The following is a 26,969-nucleotide window of genomic DNA, read 5'->3' on the forward strand; positions in this document are numbered from 1 at the left end:
CGTAACCAACCGCGGCGACGATCCATGCCGCGACCGGCGGGGAAGATCATCTCATCTCATAATGTGGGCATGCGTGTTCGATATGTGAGATGGGCGTTCGCATCCCGGACAGTGATGGACGGCTTTCTGGCTCCATGTCAATCTTTGCGACATGTCACGCGCCGGTATTGCTCTCGTAGGTCGACTCCACGTCGACCTCGGACGCATGTCCAGCGCCGTCTGTTCGCCGGTCTGACGACCCGCCCGTAGCACCTGTCTGCCGGGCGCGCGGTCGCACCGGCACCTCGACTCTCACGGCCGGTCCGGCGAGGGTGCGGCCGGATGCTCCCCTGCGCGTCCCCCACCGATCCGCCCGGAGGACGCTCCCCATGGCCGCCACTACCGACACCGCCGGCAGCGGTCCCCGCGCCCGCAAGACCGCTCGCCATCGCGGCGAGGGTCAGTGGGCCCTCGGCCATCACGAGCCACTCAACGGGAACGAGCAGTTCAAGAAGGACGACGACGGTCTCAATGTGCGCGCGCGCATCGAGAATGTCTACGCCCATCGCGGCTTCTCCTCGATCGACCCCAACGACCTGCGCGGCCGGATGCGTTGGTGGGGCCTGTACACCCAGCGCAAGCCCGGGATCGACGGCGGCAAGACCGGCGTGCTCGAACCGCACGAGCTCGACGACGAGTACTTCATGCTGCGCGTGCGGGTGGACGGCGGCCGGCTGAACCTGGCCCAGTTGCGGGCCATCGCCGAGGTCTCCGAGCGGTTCGCGCGTGGCACCGCGGACGTCACCGACCGGCAGAACGTGCAGTTCCACTGGATCCGGATCGAGGACGTCCCGGAGATCTGGCGGATCCTGGAGGGCGTCGGCCTGTCCACCACCGAGGCCTGCGGCGACACCCCGCGCGTGGTGCTCGGCTCGCCGGTGGCCGGCGTCGCCGAGGAAGAGATCATCGACGGCACCTGGGCCATCGACGAGATCAACCGGCTGTACATCGGCAAGCCCGAGTACTCGAACCTGCCGCGCAAGTTCAAGACCGCGATCTCCGGATCGCCGCTGCTGGACGTCGCGCACGAGATCAACGACATCTCCTTCGTCGGCGTCGTGCACCCCGAGTTCGGCCCCGGTTTCGACGTGTGGGTCGGCGGCGGGCTGTCCACCAACCCCAAGCTCGCGGTCCGCCTGGGCACCTGGGTGCCGCTGGCGGAGGTGCCGCAGGTCTGGGAAGGCGTCATCTCGATCTTCCGCGACTACGGCTACCGCCGGCTGCGCAACCGCGCGCGGCTGAAGTTCCTGGTCGCCGACTGGGGGCCGGAGCGCTTCCGCGAGGTGCTGGAGAACGAATACCTGGGCCGCAAGCTGGTCGACGGCCCCGCGCCCGAGGCGCCCGCGCAGGTGTGGCGCGACCACGTCGGCGTGCGTCCGCAAAAGGGCGGCGGCTTCTACGTGGGCTTCGCCCCGCGCGTGGGCCGGGTCGACGGCGCGACGCTCGGCAAGATCGCCGACCTCGCCGAGCGGCACGGCTCGGACCGGGTGCGCACCACGGTCGAGCAGAAGATGCTCATCCTGGACGTCACCGAGGACAAGGTCGCCTCGCTCAAGGAGGGTCTGGAGGCGCTCGGTCTGCGGGTGGACCCGAGCCCGTTCCGGCGCGGCACGATGGCCTGCACCGGCATCGAGTTCTGCAAGCTGGCGATCGTGGAGACCAAGGGTCGCGGGATCCGGCTGATCGACGAACTCGAGCAGCGGCTGCCGGAGTTCGACCAGCCGATCACGATCAACATCAACGGTTGCCCGAACGCGTGCGCCCGGATCCAGGTGGCCGACATCGGCCTCAAGGGCCAGTTGGTGCTCGACGACGACGGCGAGCAGGTCGAGGGCTACCAGGTGCACCTGGGCGGCGGGCTCGGCCTGGACCCCGGCTTCGGGCGCAAGATCCGCGGCCTCAAGGTGACCTCGGCGGGCCTGGCCGACTACATCGAACGCGTGCTGCGCCGCTTCCAGGAGCAGCGCACCGAGGGCGAGCGCTTCGCCCAGTGGGCCGTGCGCGCGGCCGACGCGGACCTGTCGTGAGCGCCGCCGGCGGCGCCGAGCCGGGTCAGCGGGCCGTCCCGTTCTACTGCCCCTTCTGCGGCGACGAGGACCTTCGTCCGCACGAGGAGGGACACGGCACCTGGCTGTGCTCGGCCTGCCGGCGGGCGTTCTCGCTGAAGTTCCTGGGTTTGGTCTTCCCGCAGAAGCACGGCACCGCAGAGCACGACCGGTCGATCACACAGGAGGAGGCCCGATGACCGTCACCGAGACCACCGATCTCGAGGCACTCGCCACTCGCGCCGGCCTCGAACTCGAGGACGCCGGCGCGTCGGAGATCCTGGCCTGGACGCACGAGCTGTTCGGCCCGACCTGGTGCGTGACGTCCTCGATGGAGGACGCCGTGGTCGCGCACCTCGCCTCGAAGGTGGCGCCGGGCGTGGACGTGGTCTTCCTGGACACCGGCTACCACTTCCCCGAGACCATCGGCACCCGCGACGCGGTCGCCGCGATCTACGACGTCAACGTGATCACCGTGCACCCGGAGCTGACCGTCGTCCAGCAGGACGAGAAGTACGGCGCCGCGCTGCACGATCGTGATCCCGACGCGTGTTGCGCGATGCGCAAGGTGGCGCCGCTGGAGCGGTCGCTGACGAACTACCGCGCGTGGGCCACCGGACTGCGCCGGGACGACTCGCCGAGCCGGGCGAACACCCCGGTCGTGTCCTGGGACGCGCGCAGGCGCAAGGTCAAGGTCGCCCCGATCGCCCGCTGGACACAGGACGACGTGGACGCCTACGTGGCCGAGCACGGCGTACTGACCAACCCGCTCCTGATGGACGGGTACGCCTCGATCGGCTGCGCGCCGTGCACCCGCCGGGTGGCGCCCGGCGAGGACGCCCGTGCCGGACGATGGGCCGGCAACGGCAAGACCGAGTGTGGGATCCACACATGACCGGCCCGATACGCACCACGGCACCGTGCTCGACGAAGACGAAGGAGGGGTTGGCGTGACCACGACGATCGACAAGGGCACCGCACCCGGGGCCCTGACCCACCTGGACGCGTTGGAAGCCGAGTCCGTGCACATCTTCCGCGAGGTCGCGGGCGAGTTCGAGAAGCCGGTGATCCTGTTCTCCGGCGGCAAGGACTCGATCGTGATGCTGCACCTGGCGCGCAAGGCCTTTTGGCCCGCGCCGGTCCCCTTCGCGCTCCTTCATGTCGATACCGGGCACAACTTCCCCGAGGTCATCGAGTATCGCGACCGCGTGGTGGCCGAGCACAACCTGCGGCTGCACGTGGCGAGCGTGCAGGAGTTCATCGACAACGGCCGGTTGCGCGAGCGCCCGGACGGCACCCGCAACCCGTTGCAGACCGTGCCGCTCCTGGACGCGATCGAGTCCAACCGCTTCGACGCGGTGTTCGGCGGCGGTCGGCGCGACGAGGAGAAGGCCCGGGCCAAGGAGCGGGTGTTCTCGCTGCGCGACGAGTTCGGCGCGTGGGACCCGCGCCGGCAGCGGCCCGAGCTGTGGCAGCTCTACAACGGCCGGCACCGCGTGGGCGAGCACGTGCGGGTGTTCCCGATCTCGAACTGGACCGAGCTGGACGTGTGGCAGTACATCGAGCGGGAGAAGATCGCGCTGCCGCGGATCTACTTCTCGCACGAGCGGGACGTCTTCGAGCGCAACGGGATGTGGCTCTCGCCCGGCGAGTGGGGCGGGCCGAAGGCCGACGAGGAGACGGTGCGGCGCGTGGTGCGCTACCGCACGGTCGGCGACATGAGCTGCACCGGCGCCGTCGACTCCCCCGCCACGACGGTGGCGGACGTGATCGCCGAGATCGCGGTGAGCAGGCTGACCGAACGGGGGGCCACGCGCGCGGACGACAAGATGTCCGAGGCCGCGATGGAAGACCGCAAGCGCGAGGGGTACTTCTAGCCATGAGTGGGACATCCGAGATTTCGCCGGACGCCGCGCCGTCCGCGGACGAGCGCGTGGGTCTGCTCCGGCTGGCCACCGCCGGCTCCGTCGACGACGGCAAGTCCACCCTGGTGGGTCGGCTCCTGCACGACTCCAAGTCGGTGCTCACCGACCAGTTGGAGGCGGTCACCCGGGTCAGCAACGAGCGCGGCCAGGAGGAGGCCGACCTCGCGCTGCTCACCGACGGGCTGCGGGCCGAGCGCGAGCAGGGCATCACCATCGACGTCGCCTACCGCTACTTCGCCACCGCCAGGCGCCGGTTCATCCTCGCCGACACACCGGGCCACGTGCAGTACACGCGCAACATGGTCACCGGCGCCTCCACCGCGGAGCTTGCCGTGGTGCTGGTGGACGCGCGCAACGGCGTGGTCGAGCAGACCCGCCGGCACGCGGCCGTCGCGGCGCTGCTGCGGGTGCCGCACGTGGTGCTCGCGGTGAACAAGATGGACCTGGTCGACTACAGCGAGGAGCGTTTCGCCGAGGTCGCGAACACGTTCACCGAGTACGCCGAGGCGCTCGGTGTGCCCGACGTGCGCTCGATCCCGGTCTCCGCGCTGCGCGGCGACAACGTGGTGGACCCCAGCTCGCACATGGACTGGTTCTCCGGGCCGACCCTGCTGGAGTACCTGGAGACGGTGCCGGTGGAGAGCGACCCGACGCTGGAACCGGCGCGCTTTCCGGTGCAGTACGTGCTGCGGCCGCAGTCGGACGACGAGTACCGCGACTACCGCGGCTATGCCGGCCAGGTCGCCTCCGGGGTGTTCCGCGAGGGCGACGAGGTCGTGGTGCTGCCGTCCGGACAGCGCACCTCGGTCGCGGGCATCGACCGGCTCGGCGTCTCGGTGCGCCAGGCCCGGCAGGGCGAGTCGATCACCCTGCGGCTGGCCGACGACGTGGACATCTCGCGCGGCGACCTGATCGCGCCGGTGGACTCGGCGCCGCGGCCCACCCAGGACGTCGAGGCCACCGTGTGCCACGTCGCCGACCGCCCGCTGCGGGCCGGCGACCGGGTCCTGCTCAAGCACACCACGCGCACGGTCAAGGCGATCGTCAAGGACATCGCCTACCGCCTGGACCTGAACGCCCCCATCGACGGCGTGCTGGGCCACGAGCGCCACCTGACCGAACTGCGCGCCAACGACATCGCGCGGGTCGTCCTGCGCACGGCGCAGCCGCTCGCGCTCGACGACTACGCCGTCGGTCGCCGTACCGGATCCTTCCTGTTGATCGACGAGGCCGACGGCTCGACGCTCACCGCCGGCATGGCCGGCGCCGCGTTCCCCGCGCCGGGTCGATGTCACGGCTGACTCGATCGCGGGTGTGACCACCCGCTTTTGACGCTCCGTCAGTTGTACCCAGACATCGTCCGCCGCCGTCCACCACACACGTCGTCCCGGCCCGCGCACAACGGCGCGGGCCCGAGGGAAGGTCCCCGCATGTCCGTTTTCAGGACAAACCGTCGTAGATCGATGCGTACCGGCTTCACCGCCGCCCTCCTTTTGCCGCTGCTCGCGATGTCCGCGTGCGGCTACGGCGAGGACAAGAAGGACGACAAGAAGAACACGCCGGCCGCGGGCGCGGCGCCGGCATCCGGTGGCGCGAAGGCGGGCACCTCGGCCTCGCAGATCCGCCTGGGCTTCTTCGCCAACGTCACCCACGCGACGCCGCTGATCGGTCTGAACGAGGGCTTCTTCGCCAAGGAGCTGGGGAGCACCGAGATCAAGCCGCAGGTGTTCAACGCCGGACCGGCCGCGATCGAGGCGCTCAAGGGCGGCTCGATCGACGCGACGTACATCGGCCCGAACCCGTCCATCTCCGGCTTCACCAGCACCAACGGCGAGTTGTTGCGGATCGTGGCGGGCGCCACCTCCGGCGGCGCGTCGCTGGTGGTCAAGCCCGGCATCAACGGGCCGGCCGACCTCAAGGGCAAGAAGATCGCCTCGCCGCAGCTCGGCGGCACCCAGGACGTCGCGCTGCGTGCGTGGCTGACCAAGGCCGGCTACAGCGTGGACACCTCCGGCAAGGGCGACGTCAGCGTCGTGCCGACCGACAACGCGCAGACCCTGGCCGCGTTCCAGAAGGGCGACCTGGACGGCGCCTGGCTGCCCGAGCCGTGGGCCACCCGGCTGGTGCTGGAGGCCAACGCCAAGGTCCTGGTGGACGAGCGCACGCTGTGGCCCGACGGCAAGTTCGTCACCACCGACCTGATCGTGTCCACCAAGTTCCTCAAGGAGCACCCGGACACCATCGAGGCGCTGCTCAAGGGCCAGGTCGCGGCGAACGACTGGGCCGCGAGCAACCAGGACAAGGCCAAGACCGCGGTCAACGCGAAGATCGCCGAGTACGCCGGCAAGCCGCTCGCGCAGAATGTGCTCGACACGGCCTGGCCGAACATCTCGATCACCAACGACCCGCTCGCGGCCTCGCTGCAAAAGCTCTCCGACGACGGCGTCGCGGTCGGTGTGACCAAGAAGCTCGACATCCACGGCATCTATGACCTCACTCTGTTGAACAAGGTCCTGACCGCGAGCGGCAAGCCCGCGGTCTCCGACGGGGGCCTGGGCCCGAAGAAGTAGCGTTCGCGCCGCTTCGACCCGGGCGACCGTGCCCGACCGAGCCCTTCCCCGCCCGACGCGCCCACCGAGAGAGGTGATCCGGACATGACCCAGACCATCAGCGAGGCCACGACCAAGGCCACGACCCCTGTCGAGACCGGCTTCGCGGTCCGCCTTGACCAGGTCACCAAGATCTTCGGCCGAGGCGGCGGCACGCCCGTCCTGGACGGCATCGACCTGACCGTCGCCCCGGGCGAGTTCGTCTGCCTCCTGGGCGCGTCGGGCTGCGGGAAGTCCACCCTGCTCAACCTGATCGCCGACCTGGACCGGCCCACCTCGGGCACCATCGAGGTCTCCGGCGACCGCCCCGCGCTGATGTTCCAGGACCACGCGCTGTTCCCGTGGCTGACCGCGGGCAAGAACATCGAGCTGGCCCTGAAACTGCGCGGGGTCCCCCGCGACCAGCGGCGCGCCGAGACCGACGCGCTGCTGGAGCTGGTCCGGCTCGGCGGCGCGCACAAGAAGCGCGTGCACGAGTTGTCCGGCGGCATGCGCCAGCGGGTGGCGCTGGCCCGCGCGCTCGCGCAGGCCGGCGATCTGCTGCTGATGGACGAGCCGTTCGCCGCGCTGGACGCGATCACCCGCGACGTGCTGCACGACGAGCTGACCCGGATCTGGGCGGAGACCGGCCGCTCGGTGGTGTTCGTGACGCACAACGTCCGCGAGGCGGTGCGACTCGCCCAGCGGGTCGTGCTGATGTCCTCGCGCCCGGGTCGGATCGCCCGGGAGTGGAAGATCGACATTCCACAGCCGCGCCGGATCGAGTCCACCGGCGTGTCCGAGCTGTCCGTGGAGATCACCGACGAGTTGCGAGGGGAGATCCGCCGCCATGGCCGCGCCTGATCTGACGAAGTCCGCCCCCGAGATCGAGGCCGACGCCGGCAAGGCCCATGTCGAGGAGGACCTGGCCGGGCTCGAGGCCGGTCTGGACGCGCTGGAGAGCTACGAGAAGGAGCGCAAGCCGTTCTCCCGCGTCCTGCTGGAGAAGGTGCTCCCGCCGATCCTGGCGATCCTGCTGGTGCTGGCCGCCTGGCAGATCGCCTACTCGATGGAGATCAAGCCCCGCTACGCACTGCCCAGCCCGCAGGACGTGTGGGACGCGTTCATGGTGCAGTGGAAGAAGGGCACCGTCTTCGACATCCTGTGGACGAGCCTGTCCCGGGGCATCCTGGGCTTTTTGATCGCGGTCGCGATCGGCACCCCGCTGGGCCTGATCGTGGCCCGGGTGAGCTGGATCCGGGCCGCGATCGGCCCGATCCTCTCCGGTCTCCAGTCGCTGCCCTCGGTGGCGTGGGTGCCGCCGGCGGTGATCTGGTTCGGACTGAACAACAGCGCCATCTACGCGGTCGTGCTGCTCGGGGCGGTGCCCTCGATCGCGAACGGCCTGGTGGCCGGGATCGATCAGATCCCGCCGCTGTACCTGCGCGCGGGCCGGGTGCTCGGCGCGCGCGGCCTGAACAGCGTGTGGCACGTCATGCTGCCCGCGTCACTGCCCGGCTACGTGGCCGGTCTCAAGCAGGGCTGGGCCTTCTCGTGGCGCTCGCTGATGGCCGCGGAGCTGATCGCCGCAGGGCCCGAACTGGGCTCGGGGCTGGGCCAATTGATGGACCAGGGACGAGACCTGGGCGACATGCCGATGATGTTGACGGCGGTGTTCATGATCCTGATCGTGGGCATCGGCATCGAGATGCTGGTCTTCACCCCCATCGAACGCCTCGTGCTGCGCCAGCGCGGCCTGGTCGCGGGGAAGTAGCCATGCGCCCCGCTCCCCCGCTCCTGGCCGTCGCGCACGGCAGCCGCGACCCTCGGCACGCCGAGGCGATGGCCGCCCTGGCCGGACGCGTTCGCGCGCTGCGGCCGGGGTTGCGGGTGGAGATCGGCTACCTGGACCACTGCGGCCCGCGGGTACCCGAGCGCCTGGACGAACTGGCCGACGCCGGTGCGGACGCGGTGGTCGCGGTGCCGCTGCTGTTCACCCCGGCGTTCCACGCCAAGCAGGACGTGCCCGACGTACTGCGACACACCCGCCTGACCGTGCGTCAGGCGGCCACACTGGCCCCCTCTCCGCTCCTGCTGGCCGCCCTGGACCTGCGCATGCGCGAGGCCGGGGTACGGCTGGGCGACGGCCGCTACGGCGTCGTCCTGGCCACCGCCGGTTCCACCGACCCGGAGGCGAACGCGGTGATCACCATTGTCGCGCGGGAGTGGCGGCGCACCGGTTGGTGCGCCGTGGTCCCCGCGTTCGCCTCCGTCCACCAGGGCTCCACGATCGGCGCCGCGGTCGCCGATCTGCGCGCTCTGGGCGCCGAGCGGATCGTCGTCGCGTCCTGCATGCTGGCGCCGGGCATCCTGCCTGACCGGATCCGCGAGCAGGCCGCGGCGGCGGGCGCCGACCCGATCACCGAGCCGGTCGCGGACACCGACGAGATCGCCCGTCTGGTGCTCGACCGCTACGACGCGGCGCTGCCGTCGCGATCCCGGCTCTCCGCCTGACCCGAGACCGGTACCATCACCGGCGTGATCGACTCGGTGGCCGGCGAACGTTCGGTACTCGTACGCGCGTGCGCGAAGGTCGGAGTGCCGTCCGCCGGCGCCACGTTGCTCGCCTTCGGCGAGAACGCGGTGTTCGCGCTGCCCGGTCCGGGCCTGGTGGTCCGGGTCGCGCGCGGGGCGCACATGGCCGAGCGGGCCCGCCGCGAGATCGCGGTCGCGTGCTGGCTCGCCGAACAGGACTTCCCCGCGGTGCGACCGGCGGCGGGCGTCGACCCGCAGCCGGTGTCGATCGACGGCCGTCCGGTCACCTTCTGGCAATTGCTCTCGCCGGCCGAGCGCGAGCCGGACATCGTCGACCTGGCCAAACTGCTCAAGAAGCTGCACGCGCTGCCCGCGCCGCCGTTCGCGCTGCCCGCCCGGGAGCCGCTCGCGCTCGTGGAGACCTGGCTGGACTCCGCGGACGCCGCGGTGGGGTTGGAGGATCGCCGCTTTCTGCTGGCCCGCCGCGACGCGCTTCAGGCGGCCTGCCGCGAGCTGACCCCGACGCTGCCGCGCGGCCTGATCCACGGCGACGCGCTGCTGCGCAACGTCGGCGTGCACGGCGGCCGGGCACTGCTGCTGGACTGGGAGACGGTCGCCCACGACCTGCGCGAGTTCGACCTGGTGCCCACCCCGTTGTCCGCCATGCGCTACGGCCTGCCCGACGGCGCCGAGCGACGGTTCGCGAAGAAGTACGGCTTCGACGTCACCGACTGGCCCGGCTACCCGGTGCTGCGCGACACCCGCGAACTGGCCGCCACCGCCTGGGTCGCCCAGCACGTGCCCGGCAACCCGGCGGCGGAGGAGGAGTTCCACCACCGGGTCCGCACGCTGCGCACCGGCGACCTGGACGCCCGCTGGCACGCGTTCTGAGCGCCGCGGGCGCTCACGAGGTGCGCTTGCTGTCCGCCCACTGCTGCTCGAACTCTTCCTGGAACAACGGGTAGAGCCCGCGCACCGTGTCGCCCGCCGCGTCGGCGCGCAGCACGAAGGCGGGCGACTCGATCCCGCGCGCGTGCCGCAGGTACGGCTGGACCAGGCCGACGTCGCCGTCCACCAGGTAGGCGCCGAATCGAGGCGCCTCGTCGTACAGCCGGATCTCGATCCGCCTGGGCTCGCGCAGCTTCGAGCGGATCCGGCGCATGTGCAGGATGTTGAGCGTGGTCATCCGGGACAGCAGCCCCTTCTTGATGCCCTCGTCCCGCTCCCGCTGCTTCATCGCGTCGCCTGCCGGGTTCAGGAACAACAGCCGCATCTCGCAGCCGCTCGCGCCCAGCCGGGCGAGATCGCGCCCGGAGTAGTTCTGGCACAGCAGGTTCAGCGACACGCCCATCGCGTCGATCCCGCGCGCGCCGTCCACCAGGTCGGCGAACGGCAACCGGCGTTGCAGCGCCGAGCGGTCCTGGAAGACCCCGACCACGTCCGCGTAGCGCCCGGCGAACAGCTCCTCCACCGCGTCCAGCGCCAGCCTGCGGTCGCCCCGGTCGGCGAGCGGGCCGTCCAGCATCGCCAGCACCCGCAGGCACGCGCGTTCGACCTGGGCCAGCACATCCGGCGACAACACCCGGTTGCGGGCCACGATGTGCCGGCCGATCTCGACCTCTTCCAGGGCGCGTTCCAGCTTGCGCCGGTCCGGCAGGAACGGTTCGAAGCACCACCAGTTGCGCACCATCAGCTCGCGCAGTTGCGGCAGGGTCAGGAACGCGATCAGTTCGTCGTCGGCCGGGTCCACGATGTATCCGCGGCGGCGGCTCATCTCCCGTACCGCCTCGGCGCGTTCGACCCATTCGTTCTGCGCGTTGCCGGCCGCGGCCAGCACCCAGGCGCCGTCGTCGTGGGGGTGTTCGCCGGGGCCGTAGACCGGGATGAGCACCGCGCCGATCACCGCGCGCAGCCGCTGTTCGATCAGGTTCAGGTACACGTACGCCCGACCCGCCCGGCGGGCCCGCAGCAGCGCGCCGGCCCAGTCCTCCTCGGTCCAGGTGAGCGTCGCGGGGTCTATCCCGGGCATCGGGTCGGGCGGGCCGGAGCCGTCCAGGACGGCGGTGTCGACGATCGCGTGCCGGGGGCCGGGCAGCGCTCCCGGGTCGATCGCGAACGAGCCGGTGTCGGTGAGCCCGGCCGTCCCGGCCGAGGACTCGCCGTCGGGGTAGGGGGCGTACGGATCCGGGAAGGTGTCACCGCCGCCGCCCGGCAGCGGGCCGCCCAGGTCACCGAAGCCGGTCGTACTCGTCCCCTCCACAGGATTCTCGGTCGTCGAGGGTGGCGAGTCGGACTCCCGATCGGCCATCGCGTCCCATCCGTTCGTCGTCGAGCCGGAACCGAACGAGCGTATAGCGAAACCCGGGGGCCTCGGGGAGCCCGCGCGGGCCGGGTCGGATACCCCGTTCGAGTGATGGAGCCGCGCGGATTACCCGGATGGCGTAAGGCGATTGGGGGGACTCGACGCGCTCTGGCAACTTCTGCCCAGCGGCACGACGGCGTGCCGGAACAATTGCCGGACGGGAGAGGGTCTTCCCTCCACCTGTTCCGAGACGCAACCGGGACGGATCGACGGTCCGTCTCATGCGGCAGGAACCGTGGCACCCAGGAGGTCGTCATGTTGGCCACGAACAGCAGGATCCCGGCGGGACGAAACGGCGCCGAGGACGATTTCGCCAAGTACCGCGACGTGGTCGCGGACATCTTCGCCCACCACCGGCGGACCACCGTCGCGGGCACCAACGAGGCCGGATGCTCGTGCGGCGGCCCGTGGCCGTGCCGGGACGAGATGCTCGCGGCCGAACTGCTCGACTGGATCTGATCGTTCCGATCGAAACCGATCGCAGTCGACGGCGCGCACGACCACCGCCCCGGGCCGGAATTCCACCCGACCGGGGGACGCCGGAGCGGATCTCGCACATGGATCCGGTTCGGTACGGGAGACTGCAAGCTGCCGAAGCACGATCCGCGACAAAGCAGGTTGCTCATGCAGGTCTGGCCCGGTCATCCGTATCCGCTCGGCGCCACGTACGACGGCGCCGGCACCAACTTCGCGGTCTTCTCGGAGGCCGCCGAACGCGTCTGGTTGTGCCTTCTCGACGAAGACGGCACCGAGCGGCGTGTCGAGCTGCGCGAGGCCGACGCGTTCGTCCGGCACGCCTACCTGCCCGGGATCCAGCCCGGACAGCGGTACGGCTACCGCGTCCAGGGCCCGTTCGCCCCGGCCTCGGGGGCCCGGTGCAACCCGAACAAGCTGCTGCTCGACCCGTACGCGAAGGCGATGTGCGGCGAGGTGCACTGGCACGAGTCGATGTACGGCTACTCGTTCGAGCACCCGGACCTGATGAGCACCACCGACTCCGGGCCGCACACGATGGCCTCGGTGGTGATCAACCCGTACTTCGACTGGGGTGACGACCGGCCGCCACGCACCGAGTACCACGACACGGTGATCTACGAGGCGCACGTGCGCGGGCTGACCCGCACCCATCCGGGGCTGCCCGAGGAGATTCGCGGCACCTACGCGGGCATGGCGCACCCGGCGGTGATCGAGCACCTGGTGAGCCTGGGCGTGACCGCGATCGAGCTGATGCCGGTACACCAGTTCGTCCAGGACCACCGGCTGTCCGACCTGGGCATGCGCAACTACTGGGGCTACAACACGATCGGCTTCTTCGCGCCGCACGCGGCCTACTCGTCCACGGGCGAACGCGGGCAGCAGGTGCAGGAGTTCCGCTCGATGGTCAAGGCGCTGCACGCGGCGGGCATCGAGGTGATCCTCGACGTGGTCTACAACCACACCGCCGAGGGCAACCACCTCGGTCCCACACTGTCCTTCCGCGGCCTGGACAACGCCTCCTACTACCGGCTCGCCGACGACAAGCGCTACTACCTGGACACCACCGGCACCGGCAACAGCCTTCTGATGCGCAGTCCGCACGTGCTCCAGTTGATCATGGACTCGCTGCGCTACTGGGTCACCGACATGCATGTCGACGGCTTCCGCTTCGACCTCGCGGCCACCCTGGCCCGGCAGTTCCACGAGGTGGACCGGCTGTCCTCGTTCTTCGACCTGGTCCAGCAGGACCCGGTGGTGTCCCAGGTCAAGCTGATCGCCGAGCCGTGGGACCTGGGCGAGGGCGGCTACCAGGTGGGCAACTTTCCGCCGCTGTGGACCGAGTGGAACGGCAAGTACCGGGATACCGTGCGCGACTTCTGGCGCGGCGAGGAGCGCACACTGGCCGAGTTCGGCTCGCGGCTGACCGGCTCCTCCGACCTGTACCAGGACGACGGCCGGCGGCCGATCGCCTCGATCAACTTCGTCACCTGCCACGACGGCTTCACGCTGCACGACCTGGTGTCCTACAACGACAAGCACAACGCGGCCAACCGTGAGGACAACCGGGACGGCGAGAGCCACAACCGCTCCTGGAACCACGGCGTCGAGGGCGAGACGGACGATCCGGACGTGCTCGCGCTGCGGGCCCGCCAGCAGCGCAACTTCATCGCCACCGTGCTGTTGTCCCAGGGCGTGCCGATGATCGCGCACGGCGACGAGTTCGGCCGCACCCAGCGGGGCAACAACAACGTCTACTGCCAGGACAACGAACTCGCGTGGGTGAAGTGGCCACAGGGCGAGGAGCCCGACCAACTGGAGTTCATGCGGATGATGACCCGGCTGCGGGCAGAGCATCCGGTGTTCCGGCGCCGGCGCTTCTTCCACGGCAGGTCGGTCCAGGGCACCCACGACGAACTCACCGACATCGCGTGGTTCACGCCCACGGGCGAGGAGATGTCCGACGGCGACTGGTGGGCGGCGGCGGCCAAGTCCGTCGCGGTCTTCCTCAACGGCAACGCCATCTCCGAGCCCGACCCGCGCGGTCAGAAGATCACCGACGACTCGTTCCTGCTCCTGTTCAACGCCTCGCACGAGGCCGAGGAGTTCACCATCCCCGACGGCCTGGGCAAGACCTGGACGGTCGTGGTCGACACCGCCGACGACAAGACCACGATGCACGAGCCCAAGACCCGCGCGACCGTCGACGGCGGCTCCTGCCAATCGGTCGAGGCCCGCTCACTGGTGGTGCTGCAACGGCCCTGACCGGGCGTGCGCCTACGCACCGGTGCCCCCGGCGCTCGACCGGGGGCACGGCTCGTCGAGCCGGCGCGTCGCCCCCGCCGCCCGAGCCCGCCGACGCGCGTCCGATCAGGTTTCACCACCCCGGCGGGTGGTAGCCCGTGGTCCTCCGGGGAAGCTTGTCCGCATGACCTCGTCGCCTTCGCGTGTCCCCACCGGCACCTACCGGCTGCAACTGCAACCCGCCTTCGGGTTCGCCGACGCCGCCGCCGCCGTGCCCTACATCGCCTCGCTCGGGGTGAGCCACCTGCACCTGTCACCCATCCTGCAGGCGGTGCCCGGGTCCACCCACGGCTACGACGTCGTCGACCACTCGCGCGTGTCCGCCGACCTGGGCGGCGAGGACGGCCTGCGCGAGCTCGCCGCCTCGGCCGCCGCGCACGGCCTGGGCATCGTGGTGGACATCGTGCCCAACCACATGGCGGTGCCCACGCCCGAGTCGCTCAACAGGCCGCTGTGGGAGACCCTGCGGGACGGGCCGGACTCGCCCTACGCCCGCTGGTTCGACATCGACTGGACGCGGCACGACGGCCGGGTCCTGCTGCCCGTGCTCGGCGGACCCGTCGAGGAGGTCGCCGACGAGCTGATCGTGGACGGCGACGTGCTGCGCTACCACGACCACGAGTTCCCGCTCCGGGCCGGCACCGACAAGCTCGCGCTCGAGGAGCTGCTCGCCGCGCAACACTTCGAACTCGCGTACTGGCGGCGCGCGGACACCGAGCTCAACTACCGCCGGTTCTTCACCATCGCGGGCCTGATCGGGCTGCGCCAGGAGGACGACGAGGTCTTCTCGGCCACCCACGAGACCATCCTGCGTCTGCTCAACGAGGGCCTGGTGCACGGCCTGCGGATCGACCACCCGGACGGGCTCGCCGACCCACGCGCGTACCTGGACCGGCTGCGCGCCGCCGCGCCGAACGCGTGGATCGTGGTGGAGAAGATCCTCGCCGACGAGGAGCGGCTCGCCGCCGACTGGGCCTGCGACGGCACCACCGGCTACGACGCGCTGCGCCGGGTGGACTCCCTGTTCACCGACCCCGAGGGCGCCGAGCCGCTGCGCGCACTGCACCGCGAGCAGACCGGCGTCCGTGAGGGCTTCGACTATCTCGCCCAGGAGGCCAAGGCCGAGGTGCTCGACGGTGGACTTGCCACCGAGTTCGCCCGACTGCGACGGGCCCTGGACCGACTCGAACCGATCGCCGGCGCCGGTGACATCGGCCGCGCGCTGCCGCCGCTGCTGGCCGCGTTCCCCACCTACCGCCCCTACCCCGGCGGCGGCCCCGAATCGATCGCGGCGATGGCACGCGCCCTCACCGGCGTCCCCGGGCAGGTCTCCGAAGCGGCCCGGGAGATCGCCGAACTCGCGCTCGCCGACGGAGAGTTCGGCACCCGCTTCGGCCAGGTGGCGGCGGCGCTCGCGGCCAAGGGCGTCGAGGACCGCGCGTTCTACCGTTGGTACGGCCTGACTTCGCTGAACGAGGTCGGCGGCGCACCGGACTCGATCGGCCTGGACATCGCCGGCTTCCACGCCGCGTGCGCGCGGATGTCGCCGACCACGATGACCACGCTGAGCACCCACGACACCAAGCGCAGCGAGGACGTGCGGGCCCGACTCACGGTGCTGGCCGAGGTGCCCGAGGACTGGGCCGAGCGGGTGCACACGTGGAACGACTGGTCCCGGCCGCACCGCTCCGAGTTCCGCTTCGGGCCGGACGGCTACGACACCTACCTGCTGTGGCAGACCCTGGTCGGCGCGTGGCCGCTGAGCCCCGACCGGGCCGTCGCCTACCTGCGCAAGGCGATGCGCGAGGCGGCCCGGGCCACCACCTGGACCGACCCGAACCCCGACTACGAACAGGCGAGCGAGGCGTTCGTGCGCGCCGTCCTGGCGGACGAGGAACTCACCGCCGACATCGCCGAGTTCGTCACCGACCTGGACCGTCCCGCACGCGCCGTCTCGCTCGGTGCCAAGCTGGTCCAGCTCACCATGCCGGGCGTGCCGGACGTCTACCAGGGCGGCGAACTGGCGCTGTACACCCTGGTCGACCCGGACAACCGGGCCCCGGTCGACTTCGGCCGCGAGCACGGCCCGCTGGACGCGCTCAAGTTCAAGGTCACCTCGGCCGCGCTGCGGCTGCGGCGCGAGCATCCGACCTGGTTCGCCGGCGCCTACGAGCCGCTGCTCGCGCGCGGCAAGGAGGCCGACTACGCGATCGCGTTCGTGCGCGGCGGCGAGGCGATCACCGTGGCGACCCGACTGCCGGCCGGTCTCGCGGCCAAGGGCGGCTGGGGCGGCGCGCTGCTCCCGCTGCCGCCGGGCCGCTGGGTCGACGCGCTCACCGGCGACACGTACACCGGCCAGGCCCGGCTGCGGCACATCCTGGAGAACCTGCCGGTGGCCCTGCTCACCCGCGGCTGACCCGGCCGCCCCCGCTCACGCACGTTCGCATCCGCCGCCACCCGTCGCCACGTTCGCCCGCACGTTCCCGGAAAGGACACAACCATCGTGGTCAGGTTCGAGGTCTGGGCTCCGAAAGCGTCGTCCCTCGACGTCGTCGTCGACGGCCGGCGCAAGCCGATGCGGGACGCGAACCGGCCGGGGTGGTGGCAGGCGGACGTGCCGGCCGCGGTCCACGGGAGCGACTACGCGTTCGTGATCGACGGCAGCACACCGCTGCCCGACCCGCGCTCGCCGTGGCAACCACAGGGTCCGGACGGCCCGAGCCGGGTGGTGGACCACGCCGCGTACGCGTGGGCCGATCAGTCCTGGACCGGCCGGCCGCTGCCCGGCGCGGTGGTCTACGAGCTGCACATCGGCACCTTCACCGTCGAGGGCACCTTCGCGGCGGCGATCGAGCGGCTGGAGCACCTGGTCGACCTGGGCGTCACGCACGTCGAGGTGATGCCGGTGTCCGCCTTCCCGGGCAAGGCCGGGTGGGGCTACGACGGCGTGTGCCCCTGGGCGGTGCACGAACCCTACGGCGGTCCGGAGGGCCTCAAACGCTTCGTGGACGCCTGCCACGGGCACGGCCTGGGCGTGATCCTGGACGTGGTGCACAACCACCTGGGGCCGTCCGGGAACCACCTGCCGCGCTTCGGGCCCTACTTCACCGACCGCTACAAGACGCCGTGGGGCTGGGCGGTCAACCTGGACGGCCCCGGCTCCGACGAGGTGCGCGCCTACCTGGTCGCCAGCGCGCTGATGTGGCTGCGCGACTACCACGTGGACGGGCTGCGGCTGGACGCGGTGCACGCGCTGGCGGACAACCGCGCGGTGCCCTTCCTCGAGGAGTTGTCCGAGGCGGTGGACAAGCTCGCCGCCTCGACCGGCCGGCCGCTGTTCCTGATCGCCGAGTCGGACCTGAACGACCCGCGCGTGGTCACCCCGCGCGAGAGCGGCGGGATGGGCGTCCAGGCCCAGTGGAGCGACGATTTCCACCACGCCCTGCACTCCCTGCTCACCGGTGAACGGCAGGGCTATTACGGCGACTTCGGGTCGATGGGCACGCTCGCCAAGACGCTCACCCGGGTCTGGCTGCACGACGGCACGTGGTCCTCGTTCCGCGAGCGCACGCACGGCCGCCCGGTGCCGACCTCGCGGATGCCCGCGTACCGCTTCCTGGGTTACCTGCAAACCCACGACCAGGTCGGCAACCGGGCCACCGGCGACCGGATCTCGGCCACGCTGCCGCCGGCGCTGCTGGCCGCGGGCGCGGCCCTGGTGCTGACCTCGCCGTTCACCCCGATGTTGTTCATGGGCGAGGAATGGGGCGCGTCCACGCCGTGGCAGTACTTCACCGACCACACCGATCCCGCGCTGGCGGAGGCGGTGCGGGGCGGACGCCGCGCCGAGTTCGCCTCGCACGGCTGGGACGCCGCGCAGATCCCGGACCCGCAGTCGCCGCAGACCGTGCGCGACTCGTGTCTGGACTGGGACGAGCGCGAGCGCGCCCCGCACGCGGCGCTGCTGGCCTGGTACAAGCGGTTGATCGCGCTGCGCCGGGAGTGGGAGAACCTGACCGATCCGGACCTGACCCGGGTGCAGGTCACCTTCGAGGAGACCGCCGGCTGGCTGATGGTGCACCGGGGCGCGTTCCGTACGGCGGTCAATCTCGCCGAGCAGCCCGCGACGCTGCCGATGGGCACCGGCGCGGCCGAGATCGTCGCGGCGTGGGACGACCGCGCGGAGATCCGCCGGGGCCTGGTCGGCACCACGCTGCGCCTGCCCGCGACCTCGGTCGCGGTGGTGCGTGTGGGGTCACGCTAGAACCGTCGGCGTGCGCGCGGGTCGTCCCGGATCCGATCCGACCCGCGCGCGATCGTGCTCACGTGTCGAGCAGCCGCTTACGCTCCGCCTCGACGTCGAAGGTGCCCGGCGGATACTGCGGGTCCACCTCGGTGAGGTGCTCCAGCAGCAGCCGGCTGATCGCCCAGTTGCGGTACCACTTGCGATCCGAGGGCACCACGTACCAGGGAGCCGCGTCGAGGTCGCACCTCTCCAGCGCCGCTTCGTAGGCCGCTTGGTACTGCGGCCACACCGCGCGCTCGTCGATGTCCGCCGGGTTGAACTTCCAGTGCTTGTCCGGGTTGTCCAGCCGCGCGAGCAGGCGCTCCTTCTGCTCCTCGGGCGAGATGTGCAGGAAGACCTTGACCACGGTCACCTCGTCCTTGGCCAGCCCCTGCTCGAACCGGTTGATCGCGCCGTAGCGGCGCGCCCACACCTGGCGCGGGACCAGGTTGCGCACTCGCGCGATCAGCACGTCCTCGTAGTGCGAGCGGTCGAACACGCCGATCAGGCCGGGTCCCGGCAGGTTGTTGCGGATCCGCCACAGGAACGGGTGCCCGAGCTCCTCCTCGGTGGGCGCCTTGAACGCGTGGATGTGGCAGCCCGACGGGTTGAACTGACCGATCACGTGCTTGACCGTGCCGCCCTTGCCGGAGGTGTCCATGCCCTGGACCACCAGCAGCACCCGGCGCCGCGCACCACCGGCCACCGCCTGCGCGTACAACTTCTCCTGGAGTTCGGCCAGTCGCGGGCCCATCGCGGCGATGTCGGCGACCGCGTCCGCCTTGTCGCCGGCGAAGGCCGGGGTCGCGCGCGGGTCGATCGTGCTCAGGTCGACCGGGCCGCCGGTCGGGCGCAGCGCGGCCCGGACGGACGGTACGTCGCTCCGGGGGCGAGGGATGTCGGCGGGCCGCTCGGCGACGACCCGGAGCCGGGGCGGCTCGGCCACGGGCTCGGCCGCCGGCTCGACGGCGTCCGCGGCTTCGGCCCGCTCCTCGACGAGCGTCTCGAGTTCCAGCGTCTCGAGTTCGACCGATTCGAGCCCGACCACCTCCAGGCCACCACCCGCTTCGAGGCCACCGGTTTCGAGCCCACCGGTTTCGAGTCCACCCGTGGGGAAGCCGAGTGCCTCGGCGGCGGCGCGCTCGGCCTCGGCCCGCTCGGCTGCCTGCTTGGCGGCCTTCTTCGCGCGCTTCTTGGCCGCCTTCGCGGCCTCGGCCGCTTCGGCCGCCTCGCGCTCGGCTGCGGCCTCCCGGGCCTTGGCGGCCTTCTTGGCCGCCTTGCGCGCCGCCCTGGCCTGCTCGGCGAGGCGCTCCCGCTCGGCCTTCAGCGCCTTCTCGGCCTTGGTGACCTTTACAGCCTTCTCGGGCTTCTCGGGCTTCGACACCTCGGCGGTCTTGGCGGCCTTGGCGGCAGCCTTGGCCGCCTTCGCGGCGGCCTTGTCCCGCGGCGCCTCGCCCAGGCCCACCGGGGCGTGCCTCTTCGAGTCCCGGTCGGCCCTGCCTGCACTCTTGCGTTCGGCCTTCTTCGCCATGCGCTGCCTCCGCGTCGTCGGGACCCGGCTCCGATGATGCCTCACCCGCATACCGGTCGCCCACGGACAACACCCGCGCGACGCACGGCCGACCCCGGACCCCGCACGGCCGCTCCGGTCAGTGCGTCGGGACGCGACCCGCGCCGTCGCGCGCCATCGCCACCAGGCGCGATACCGCGCGCAGGTACTTCTTGCGATAGCCGCCGGCCAGCATCTCCTCGGTGAACAGCTCGTCGAACGGCACGCCCGAGGCGACGATCGGCAGTTCCCGGTCGTACATCCGGTCCGCGAGCACCACCAGGCGCAGCGCGGTCGCCTGGTCCCCGACCGGGCGCACACCACGCCAGAAGATCCCGGTGACGCCGTCGAGCATCGCGCCGTAGCGGCTGGGGTGCACGCCGGCCAGGTGGGCGAGCAGGTCGGGGAAGTCGTCGAGCGCGGCGCCGTCGGGCGCGGCCTCGGCGGACTCACCGACCACGTCGTCCTCGACCGGCGTCGGCGCGGCGGGCAGGCCGCGGTGCCGGTAGTCCTCGCCGTCGATGCGCAGCGCCTCGAAGCGCGCGGACAGTTTCTGTATCTCGCGCATGAAGTCCTGCGCGGCGAATCGCCCCTCGCCGAGCTTGTCCGGCAGCGTGTTCGAGGTCGCGGCCAGCTTGACCCCCGCGTCGGCCAGCTTGCCGAGCAGCGTGGAGACCAGGACGGTGTCGCCCGGGTCGTCCAGCTCGAACTCGTCGATGCACAACAACCGGTGTCCGGACAGCGCCTCGACGGTGTGCCGGAAGCCCAGCGCGCCGACCAGGTTGGTCAGCTCGACGAACGTGCACAGCGACTTGGGCCCGGGGGCGGCGTGCCACAGCGACGCGAGCAGGTGCGTCTTGCCGACGCCGTAGCCGCCGTCGAGATAGATCCCGCTCGGTCCGGCCGCGGGCTCGCGGCGGAACCAGCGCCGCTTCCCGTTCCCGCCGTCGCCGTTGAGCTCGGCGGCGAACCGCTCCAGGCGCACCACGGCCGCGGCCTGCCCGGGCTGGTTCGGATCGGGGATGTAGGTATCGAAGCGCACGTCGCCGAAGCGCGGCGGCGGAACCATCTCGGCAACGAGACGGTCGGCGGGGACGCTGGGCTGACGCCGGGTGAGCGACACGACGTGGGGCACGGACACGATCATCAAGCCTACGACCCGTGCAAAACTCGGTCGCATGCGCCGTCTCCTTCCCGTGCCCAGCGCCCCCGCCGAGCCCGACGTCGACCTCGTCGAGGCGTACGCCTATCCCCCCGGTCGAACCTGGCTGCGGGCGAACATGGTGGCCAGCCTGGACGGCGCCGCGCAGGCCCCCGACGGCCTGTCGGCGGGGTTGTCCTCACCGGCGGACAAACGCGTGTTCGGCGTGCTGCGCGGCCTGGCCGACGTGATCGTGGTGGGCGCGTCCACGGTGCGCAACGAGGGCTACCGGCCGCCGAAGCCCAAGCCCGCCTACGCCGCCGCGCGCGCCGCCGCCGGGCAGCTCCCGGCACCGGTGATCGCGATCGTCTCGCGCAGCCTGGCCATCGACTTCACCACCCCGCTGTTCACCGAGGCGATCACCCCGACCATCGTGATCACCTGCGAGAACGCCCGCCCGGAGGGCCTGGCGGCGGCGGCCGAGTACGGCGACGTGCTCCGGGCCGGACGGGACCGGGTGGACTTCCCGAGCGCCCTGGACGCGCTGGCGGCACGCGGACTGACCCGGCAGCTCACCGAGGGCGGACCGCACGTACTGGCCCAGATCGCCGCGTGCGGTCGGCTGGACGAGCTGTGCCTGACCGTGAGCCCGCTGCTGACCGCGGGCCCCGCCGATCGCATCCTGGCGGGCCCCGGCCTGACCGGCGCGATGTCGATGCGCCCGATCTCGCTGCTGGAGGAGGACGGGTCGCTGTTCGCCCGCTACGTCCGCCCCTGAGCGATCGTCCCCGCGCGGTCCCGAGCGCTTCCGAGCGCTTCCGAGCGGTCGCCGGACGGTCGCCGATCCGGAGAGTGGGAGGGTGGTCCCCCGGGCAGACGGGGCTCAGACACCGGCCCGGCGGCCGGCTCACGTGGATCAAGGGAGTGTTGCGTGTACACGATCGTGCTGCTCGTCGAAAAGGTCCTGAACGAGGCGGACGTCAAGTTCGTCACCAGCCTGCACGAGGGCGTCGAGACCTCCTTCGTGGTGGTCCTGCCCGGCAAGGCCGACCATCGCAAGCTGCTCCAGGCGCTGGACGACGTGGCCCTGGTCCGGCTGGACGAGGCCGCGGAGGACATCGAGGACCGGCCCGGCCCGGACGACGGCGCGGACGCGGCCCGGCGCACCCTGGAGGCGAGCGTGGCGGCGCTGCGCGCGTTCGGCGCGAACGCGGTCGGCGAGACCACCCCCGGGCGCGACCCGCTGGACACGCTCAAGCAGATCGTCGAGCGGCACGACGCCGACGAGGTGATCGTGCTCACCGACCCGCACTTCATCGAAGAGGTCTTCCATCGCGATTGGGCCTCGCGGGCCCGGCAGAACGTGGGTGTCCCGGTGCTCAAGCTCTTCGCACACGATCTGGGCTGACACAATCGCGGGGAGCCCGCGCCGAACCGCCCGGGTCCCACGATTCGAAGGAGCCCGCTTCATGGCACCCCCCGCCGAGCCCGTCGACCTCGGCAGCCCCTTCTTCGTCGGCATCGGTGGCGCCGGCATGTCCGGGCTCGCCAAGATCCTCGCGATCCGCGGGGCGCGGGTGTCCGGCAGCGACGCCAAGGACTCCACGCAGGTGCTCGCGCTGCGCCAGCTCGGCTGCACAGTGCACGTGGGCCACGACGCGGCCAACGTGGCCGACGACGTGACCTGTGTGGTCGTGTCGTCCGCGATCCGCGAGAGCAACCCCGAACTGGTCGTCGCGCGCGAGCGCGGCATCCCGATCGTGCACCGCGCGGACGCGCTCGCCCGGCTGATGGACGGACGCCGCTCGGTGGCGGTCGCCGGCACGCACGGCAAGACCACCACGACCAGCATGCTCGCGGTCGGCCTGACCTCGCTGGGTCTGGACCCGTCCTTCGCGATCGGCGCCGACCTCAACGAGGCGGGCAGCAACGCGCATCACGGCTCCGGCAACATCTTCGTGGCCGAGGCGGACGAGAGCGATCGCAGCTTCCACAAGTACGCGCCCGAGGTCGCCGTCGTCCTCAACGTCGAGTTGGACCACCACGCCAACTACGGCTCGCTGGACGACGTCCTGGAGGCGTTCGAGATCTTCGCCGCCCGGATCGTCCCCGGCGGCACCCTGGTGGTGTCCGCCGACGACGCCGGCGCGCTCACTCTGCGCGAGCGGCTCGCGGTGTCCCTGCCGACGCTGAACGTGGTCACCGTCGGCGAGCGCGAGCACGCGGACCTGCGCCTGGTGGAGATCGAGTCGCTCGGTCTGGGCAGCCGGGTCACCGTGCGGGGCAAGGCCGCCGGCGGCGAGTTGGACTTCACCGTCGCGGTGCCCGGTCGGCACAACGCCTCCAACGCGGTGATGGCGCTCGCGGTCGGCCTGGCGCTGGGCGTCGAGCCGCAGCGGATGGCCGAGGGCCTGGGCAACTACCAGGGCGTGCGCCGCCGCTTCCAGCTCAAGGGCGAGGAGAGCGGCATCCGGGTGATCGACTCGTACGCGCACCACCCCACCGAGATCGCCGCCGACCTGGCCACCGCGCGCGGCGCGGTGGGCGCCGGCCGGGTGATCGCGGTCTACCAGCCGCACCTGTTCAGCCGCACGCAGCAGCTCGGCGTCGAGATGGGCCGCGCGCTGGCCGCCGCCGACATCGCGGTGGTGATGGACATCTACGCCGCCCGTGAGGACCCGCAACCCGGCGTGACCAGCAACATCATCGCGCACGCCGCGCTGGACAACGGCGGCCTGGTGCGCACCGAGCACAGCTGGTCCGACGTCGCGGGTTCGGTGGCCGGCCTGGCCCGGCCGGGCGACCTGATCCTGACCATGGGCGCGGGCGACGTCACGCTGCTCGGCCCGGAGATCCTGGACGCGATCCGCGACCGCGCCAACGCCCCGCGCTGAGCCCCGGTCGGCCCGGGTCGACCAACCGCGGTGCCGTGACGTCCCCGAGGGCAACGTCACGGCACCGTTGCGTGTTGGATGTGAACATGGCCTACGAAATCGAGAAGACCGACGACCAGTGGCGGGCCGAGCTGTCCCCCGAGGAGTTCCGGGTGCTGCGCCAGGCGGGCACCGAGCGCGCCTGGACGGGCGAGTACACCGAGACCAAGACGACCGGCGTCTACCGCTGTCGGGCGTGCCGGGCCGAGCTGTTCCGTTCCGACACCAAGTTCGACAGCCACTGCGGGTGGCCGTCCTTCTACGCGCCGCTGGCCGAGGACCGGGTCGAGTACATCGAGGACTCCTCGATGGGCATGACCCGGGTCGAGGTGCGCTGCAAGAGCTGCGGCTCGCATCTGGGACACGTCTTCGAGGGCGAGGGCTACGGGACGCCGACCGACCAGCGCTACTGCATCAACTCCATCTCGCTGACCCTGGAACCCGACCCGGCGGTGTGACGCGCGCTGCCGCGGCCTTCCCGGCCGCGGCACCGGCCTCGTCCGCGCCGGCGGCGGCCGCGCGAGGCGCCGGTCAAACATGCTTTCGGGTGGTGCGGCAAAGGTCACATCGCCCCACGCGGACCGTGTTCGTCCACTAAGCCTGTGGACCATGAATCCGTGGTTGCCACCCCTCGCGTACTCGGTCTGGACGGCGCTCGTGCTCGGCGTCGCCATCGGGTCCGCCCGGCGCGGCGGCCGGCGGGCGAACAAACGGCGCCTGGCCGAACTGGGTCCGACCGAGTACGCGTTCGTGTCCGGCGGCGCCGCCCGCGCGGCGGACGTGTCGATCCTGATCCTGCTCGGCACCGACGGCCTGCACGTGAGCCGGGACGGGCAGGTCGTCGCCACCCGCACACCCGAGCCTGGCGCGGCGTCGGACGCGCCGCTGCGGGTGCTGGACGAGGAGTACGGCGGCCTGCCGCTGCGCGAACTGCGCACGCGGGTGGCCGCCTCGGCGGAGATCCAGGCGATCGGCGCCTCGCTGTTCGCGGACGGTCTGGTCGCGCCGCCGGACGCGCGGGCACGCCGACTGCCCCGCTGGGCGCTGTTCGCGACCATCCCGCTGGGTGTGGCCACCGCCGTGGCGGGCTTCGTGGGCGCCGACGACGGGGCGGCGAGCGCGCTGCCGTGGGTGGGCCTGCTGCTCGCGGTGATCGGGGTCCAGGCCTGCGTCGCGGGCCTGCTGCTGCTCGGCGTGTTCGGTGAGCGGGTGGTGCCCACCGCGCCGACCGCGCGCCGGCTGATCCGGGTGCGCCGGGACGAGGCGGCGGTGGCGGCGCTGGGCGCCGACGGGATCGGCGCGGTCGCGCTGTGGGGTCTGGACCGCTACCCCGACCCGGTGGTCAAGCAGATCTTCCGCCGCAACGCGCCCACCCCCGGCAACCGGGACCCGGGCTCGGCGTGGTGCGGCGGCACGTCCTGCGCGTCCCCGCAGGGCGCCCGGGCGGGCTCCTGCGGCGGCAGCGCGGACGGCTGCGGCGGGTAGCGCCCGACCGCGGTTCCCGTCCGGGGTTCCCGGTCCCGGGCGAACCGAGGGAACTCCGCCTGTTTCGGACCGAGACGGGCCCGTCATGCTGGGCGTATGCGGACAGCGGTGGGAATCGGATGGCGGCCGGAGATCGACCTGACCGTCGAGCGCCTGGCCGGCGTCGACTTCGTCGAGGTGGTCGCCGAGAACGTGTGTGTGGAGCACCTGCCGGAGTCGTTGCGGGTGTTGCGCGCGCGGGGAGTGGAGGTGATCCCGCACGGGGTCGGCCTCGGGCTCGCGGGCGCGGACCGGCCCGACCCGGCGCGACTGGCCCGGCTGGCGGAGGTCGCCGAGGCGCTGGGGTCGCCGCTGGTCAGCGAGCACCTGGCGTTCGTCCGCGCGGGCGGCATGGAGGCCGGCCACCTGCTGCCCGCGCCGATGACCCGGGACGCGCTCGAGGTGGTCGTGGAGAACGTGCGGATCGCCCAGGAATCACTGCCGGTCCCGCTCGCCCTGGAGAACCCGGCGACGCTGCTGTCCTGGCCCGGCAACGAGATGAGCGAGGCGCGGTTCCTGACCGAGTTGGTCGAGCGCACCGGCGTGCGGCTGCTGATCGACGTGGCCAACCTGCACACCGAACGGGTCAACCACGGCCTGGACCCGGCCGCCGCGCTGGTCGAACTGCCGCTGGAGGCGGTCGAGTACGTGCACGTCGCCGGTGGCGTCGAGCGCGGCGGCCTGTGGCACGACACGCACGCGCACCCGGTGACCGCGCCGATCCTCGAGGTGCTGGAGATGTTGTGCGCGCTGCGCCCGCCGCCGCGCGTGTTGCTGGAGCGCGACTCCGACTTCCCGCCCGCCGGCGAGATGGCCGCCGAACTGGCCGCGATCCGCGCGGTGGTCGACCGTACGGCGGTGCGCTCGTGAGCGCGCGCGAGCGGCTGGCCCGGCAGCAGAGCGAGTTGCTCGCGGCGCTGGTCGCGGGCGGGCCCACGCCGGCCGGCTTCGATCCGGACCGGGTGCGCGCACAGGCGCGCGCGCTGGCCGCCAAGCGGCGCGACTCGGCGCTGCGCGCGGTGCCCGAGCTGGCGACGGCCCTGGGCCCGCGCTGGCCGGGCGAGTTCATCACGTGGGCCCTGGTGCACCCGAAGCCGGCGGACGGCGGCACCCGTGCGGACGTGCACGCCTTCGCGGCCCATCTGTGGGAGCGCGACGCGCTGCCGGCCGCGCTGGCCGAGGTGTTCATCCCGCGCGAGCCGTCCCGGTGGGGCCGGTGGCGGGCACGGCTCGGGCTCCGCCCGTGGACGCGCGACCGGTAGGTA

The 26,969-nt window shown here is 71.8% G+C and carries 25 protein-coding genes; 22 read left to right on the top strand and 3 right to left on the bottom strand.

Annotated elements, in window-relative coordinates:
• Positions 1 to 151 precede the first annotated feature (151 nt).
• The 11 genes from ACIRL2_RS00920 (at position 152) to ACIRL2_RS00970 (ending at position 10,023) form a co-directional block, all read left to right on the top strand.
• A complete protein-coding gene (locus ACIRL2_RS00920) occupies positions 152 to 235 on the top strand; it encodes a putative leader peptide (RefSeq protein ID WP_355541009.1) in 84 nt (27 codons plus the stop codon).
• Between the two features lie 133 nt (positions 236 to 368).
• Positions 369 to 2,066, top strand: coding sequence for a nitrite/sulfite reductase (locus ACIRL2_RS00925; RefSeq protein WP_395859756.1), 1,698 nt, complete (start codon positions 369 to 371; stop codon positions 2,064 to 2,066).
• Positions 2,063 to 2,284 (top strand): hypothetical protein, encoded by a 222-nt coding sequence (locus ACIRL2_RS00930; protein WP_395859757.1) that lies wholly within the window; start codon positions 2,063 to 2,065, stop codon positions 2,282 to 2,284. The genes ACIRL2_RS00925 and ACIRL2_RS00930 overlap by 4 nt, the downstream gene beginning before the upstream one ends.
• Positions 2,281 to 2,979 (top strand): phosphoadenylyl-sulfate reductase, encoded by a 699-nt coding sequence (locus ACIRL2_RS00935; protein WP_395859758.1) that lies wholly within the window; start codon positions 2,281 to 2,283, stop codon positions 2,977 to 2,979. Before ACIRL2_RS00930 ends, ACIRL2_RS00935 begins: the two co-directional genes overlap by 4 nt.
• A gap of 55 nt (positions 2,980 to 3,034) precedes the next feature.
• On the top strand, positions 3,035 to 3,961 hold the full coding sequence (cysD, locus tag ACIRL2_RS00940) for a sulfate adenylyltransferase subunit CysD (protein WP_395859759.1): 927 nt from the start codon (positions 3,035 to 3,037) through the stop codon (positions 3,959 to 3,961).
• Between the two features lie 2 nt (positions 3,962 to 3,963).
• Positions 3,964 to 5,310, top strand: coding sequence for a sulfate adenylyltransferase subunit 1 (locus tag ACIRL2_RS00945; RefSeq protein ID WP_395859760.1), 1,347 nt, complete (start codon positions 3,964 to 3,966; stop codon positions 5,308 to 5,310).
• Positions 5,311 to 5,472: 162 nt separating this feature from the next.
• Positions 5,473 to 6,579: an ABC transporter substrate-binding protein gene (locus ACIRL2_RS00950; protein WP_395859761.1), complete on the top strand. Its 1,107-nt coding sequence runs from the start codon at positions 5,473 to 5,475 to the stop codon at positions 6,577 to 6,579.
• An 84-nt stretch (positions 6,580 to 6,663) separates the two neighbouring features.
• The gene (locus ACIRL2_RS00955; RefSeq protein WP_395859762.1) at positions 6,664 to 7,461 is read left to right on the top strand and encodes an ABC transporter ATP-binding protein; all 798 of its coding nucleotides are present in this window, start codon (positions 6,664 to 6,666) and stop codon (positions 7,459 to 7,461) included.
• Complete coding sequence (locus tag ACIRL2_RS00960) at positions 7,448 to 8,371, top strand: ABC transporter permease (protein WP_402229200.1); 924 nt, start codon at positions 7,448 to 7,450, stop codon at positions 8,369 to 8,371. The genes ACIRL2_RS00955 and ACIRL2_RS00960 overlap by 14 nt, the downstream gene beginning before the upstream one ends.
• Positions 8,372 to 8,373: 2 nt before the next feature.
• Positions 8,374 to 9,111 (top strand): sirohydrochlorin chelatase, encoded by a 738-nt coding sequence (locus ACIRL2_RS00965; RefSeq protein WP_402229202.1) that lies wholly within the window; start codon positions 8,374 to 8,376, stop codon positions 9,109 to 9,111.
• A gap of 24 nt (positions 9,112 to 9,135) precedes the next feature.
• A complete protein-coding gene (locus ACIRL2_RS00970) occupies positions 9,136 to 10,023 on the top strand; it encodes a phosphotransferase enzyme family protein (RefSeq protein ID WP_402229205.1) in 888 nt (295 codons plus the stop codon).
• A gap of 13 nt (positions 10,024 to 10,036) precedes the next feature.
• Here ACIRL2_RS00970 and ACIRL2_RS00975 read toward each other — a convergent pair whose 3' ends face one another.
• Positions 10,037 to 11,161 (bottom strand): SAV2148 family HEPN domain-containing protein, encoded by a 1,125-nt coding sequence (locus tag ACIRL2_RS00975; protein ID WP_395859921.1) that lies wholly within the window; start codon positions 11,159 to 11,161, stop codon positions 10,037 to 10,039.
• A gap of 588 nt (positions 11,162 to 11,749) precedes the next feature.
• On the opposite strand from ACIRL2_RS00975, the gene ACIRL2_RS00980 reads away from it, so the two are divergent.
• From ACIRL2_RS00980 to treZ, 4 genes are all read left to right on the top strand, one after another.
• Positions 11,750 to 11,953, top strand: coding sequence for a hypothetical protein (locus ACIRL2_RS00980; RefSeq protein WP_395859766.1), 204 nt, complete (start codon positions 11,750 to 11,752; stop codon positions 11,951 to 11,953).
• 165 nt (positions 11,954 to 12,118) lie between these two features.
• Positions 12,119 to 14,233: a glycogen debranching protein GlgX gene (glgX, locus tag ACIRL2_RS00985; protein ID WP_395859767.1), complete on the top strand. Its 2,115-nt coding sequence runs from the start codon at positions 12,119 to 12,121 to the stop codon at positions 14,231 to 14,233.
• 163 nt (positions 14,234 to 14,396) lie between these two features.
• The gene (gene treY / locus ACIRL2_RS00990; RefSeq protein ID WP_402229207.1) at positions 14,397 to 16,688 is read left to right on the top strand and encodes a malto-oligosyltrehalose synthase; all 2,292 of its coding nucleotides are present in this window, start codon (positions 14,397 to 14,399) and stop codon (positions 16,686 to 16,688) included.
• 87 nt (positions 16,689 to 16,775) lie between these two features.
• A complete protein-coding gene (gene treZ, locus ACIRL2_RS00995; RefSeq protein ID WP_402229210.1) occupies positions 16,776 to 18,536 on the top strand; it encodes a malto-oligosyltrehalose trehalohydrolase in 1,761 nt (586 codons plus the stop codon).
• A 58-nt stretch (positions 18,537 to 18,594) separates the two neighbouring features.
• Here treZ and ACIRL2_RS01000 read toward each other — a convergent pair whose 3' ends face one another.
• Together ACIRL2_RS01000 and zapE are read right to left on the bottom strand one after the other, a co-directional pair.
• A complete protein-coding gene (locus ACIRL2_RS01000; RefSeq protein WP_402229606.1) occupies positions 18,595 to 19,455 on the bottom strand; it encodes a PPK2 family polyphosphate kinase in 861 nt (286 codons plus the stop codon).
• Positions 19,456 to 20,206: 751 nt separating this feature from the next.
• On the bottom strand, positions 20,207 to 21,253 hold the full coding sequence (gene zapE, locus ACIRL2_RS01005; RefSeq protein ID WP_395859925.1) for a cell division protein ZapE: 1,047 nt from the start codon (positions 21,251 to 21,253) through the stop codon (positions 20,207 to 20,209).
• Positions 21,254 to 21,284: 31 nt separating this feature from the next.
• Between zapE and ACIRL2_RS01010 the strand changes: the two genes are divergently transcribed.
• From ACIRL2_RS01010 to ACIRL2_RS01040, 7 genes are all read left to right on the top strand, one after another.
• Positions 21,285 to 22,025 (top strand): pyrimidine reductase family protein, encoded by a 741-nt coding sequence (locus ACIRL2_RS01010; protein ID WP_395859770.1) that lies wholly within the window; start codon positions 21,285 to 21,287, stop codon positions 22,023 to 22,025.
• 153 nt (positions 22,026 to 22,178) lie between these two features.
• Complete coding sequence (locus tag ACIRL2_RS01015; protein WP_395859771.1) at positions 22,179 to 22,655, top strand: indole-3-glycerol phosphate synthase; 477 nt, start codon at positions 22,179 to 22,181, stop codon at positions 22,653 to 22,655.
• Positions 22,656 to 22,716: 61 nt separating this feature from the next.
• Positions 22,717 to 24,141, top strand: coding sequence for a UDP-N-acetylmuramate--L-alanine ligase (murC, locus tag ACIRL2_RS01020; protein WP_395859772.1), 1,425 nt, complete (start codon positions 22,717 to 22,719; stop codon positions 24,139 to 24,141).
• 86 nt (positions 24,142 to 24,227) lie between these two features.
• Positions 24,228 to 24,638, top strand: a complete 411-nt coding sequence (msrB, locus tag ACIRL2_RS01025) for a peptide-methionine (R)-S-oxide reductase MsrB (RefSeq protein WP_395859773.1) — start codon at positions 24,228 to 24,230, stop codon at positions 24,636 to 24,638.
• A 151-nt stretch (positions 24,639 to 24,789) separates the two neighbouring features.
• The gene (locus ACIRL2_RS01030) at positions 24,790 to 25,665 is read left to right on the top strand and encodes a TIGR04222 domain-containing membrane protein (protein WP_395859774.1); all 876 of its coding nucleotides are present in this window, start codon (positions 24,790 to 24,792) and stop codon (positions 25,663 to 25,665) included.
• A gap of 96 nt (positions 25,666 to 25,761) precedes the next feature.
• Complete coding sequence (locus tag ACIRL2_RS01035; RefSeq protein WP_395859775.1) at positions 25,762 to 26,574, top strand: DUF692 domain-containing protein; 813 nt, start codon at positions 25,762 to 25,764, stop codon at positions 26,572 to 26,574.
• On the top strand, positions 26,571 to 26,966 hold the full coding sequence (locus tag ACIRL2_RS01040; RefSeq protein WP_402229215.1) for a hypothetical protein: 396 nt from the start codon (positions 26,571 to 26,573) through the stop codon (positions 26,964 to 26,966). The genes ACIRL2_RS01035 and ACIRL2_RS01040 overlap by 4 nt, the downstream gene beginning before the upstream one ends.
• The last annotated feature ends 3 nt before the right edge of the window (positions 26,967 to 26,969 follow it).

Source organism: Embleya sp. NPDC127516, from assembly GCF_044765325.1.
GTDB lineage: Bacteria > Actinomycetota > Actinomycetes > Streptomycetales > Streptomycetaceae > Embleya.

What these genes read in the sequence shown, in the direction of transcription:
- ACIRL2_RS00935 (WP_395859758.1), top strand. Translation starts at nt 2,281, where the DNA reads ATGACCGTCACCGAGACCACCGATCTCGAGGCACTCGCCACTCGCGCC.
- ACIRL2_RS01010 (WP_395859770.1), top strand. Translation starts at nt 21,285, where the DNA reads ATGCGCCGTCTCCTTCCCGTGCCCAGCGCCCCCGCCGAGCCCGACGTC.
- murC (WP_395859772.1), top strand. Translation starts at nt 22,717, where the DNA reads ATGGCACCCCCCGCCGAGCCCGTCGACCTCGGCAGCCCCTTCTTCGTC.
- ACIRL2_RS00955 (WP_395859762.1), top strand. Translation starts at nt 6,664, where the DNA reads ATGACCCAGACCATCAGCGAGGCCACGACCAAGGCCACGACCCCTGTC.
- ACIRL2_RS00920 (WP_355541009.1), top strand. Translation starts at nt 152, where the DNA reads ATGTCACGCGCCGGTATTGCTCTCGTAGGTCGACTCCACGTCGACCTC.
- zapE (WP_395859925.1), bottom strand. Translation starts at nt 21,253, where the DNA reads ATGATCGTGTCCGTGCCCCACGTCGTGTCGCTCACCCGGCGTCAGCCC.
- ACIRL2_RS01030 (WP_395859774.1), top strand. Translation starts at nt 24,790, where the DNA reads ATGAATCCGTGGTTGCCACCCCTCGCGTACTCGGTCTGGACGGCGCTC.
- ACIRL2_RS00950 (WP_395859761.1), top strand. Translation starts at nt 5,473, where the DNA reads ATGCGTACCGGCTTCACCGCCGCCCTCCTTTTGCCGCTGCTCGCGATG.
- ACIRL2_RS00975 (WP_395859921.1), bottom strand. Translation starts at nt 11,161, where the DNA reads ATGCCCGGGATAGACCCCGCGACGCTCACCTGGACCGAGGAGGACTGG.
- ACIRL2_RS00980 (WP_395859766.1), top strand. Translation starts at nt 11,750, where the DNA reads ATGTTGGCCACGAACAGCAGGATCCCGGCGGGACGAAACGGCGCCGAG.
- ACIRL2_RS01035 (WP_395859775.1), top strand. Translation starts at nt 25,762, where the DNA reads ATGCGGACAGCGGTGGGAATCGGATGGCGGCCGGAGATCGACCTGACC.
- treY (WP_402229207.1), top strand. Translation starts at nt 14,397, where the DNA reads ATGACCTCGTCGCCTTCGCGTGTCCCCACCGGCACCTACCGGCTGCAA.
- msrB (WP_395859773.1), top strand. Translation starts at nt 24,228, where the DNA reads ATGGCCTACGAAATCGAGAAGACCGACGACCAGTGGCGGGCCGAGCTG.
- ACIRL2_RS00960 (WP_402229200.1), top strand. Translation starts at nt 7,448, where the DNA reads ATGGCCGCGCCTGATCTGACGAAGTCCGCCCCCGAGATCGAGGCCGAC.
- ACIRL2_RS00965 (WP_402229202.1), top strand. Translation starts at nt 8,374, where the DNA reads ATGCGCCCCGCTCCCCCGCTCCTGGCCGTCGCGCACGGCAGCCGCGAC.
- ACIRL2_RS00945 (WP_395859760.1), top strand. Translation starts at nt 3,964, where the DNA reads ATGAGTGGGACATCCGAGATTTCGCCGGACGCCGCGCCGTCCGCGGAC.
- ACIRL2_RS00925 (WP_395859756.1), top strand. Translation starts at nt 369, where the DNA reads ATGGCCGCCACTACCGACACCGCCGGCAGCGGTCCCCGCGCCCGCAAG.
- glgX (WP_395859767.1), top strand. Translation starts at nt 12,119, where the DNA reads ATGCAGGTCTGGCCCGGTCATCCGTATCCGCTCGGCGCCACGTACGAC.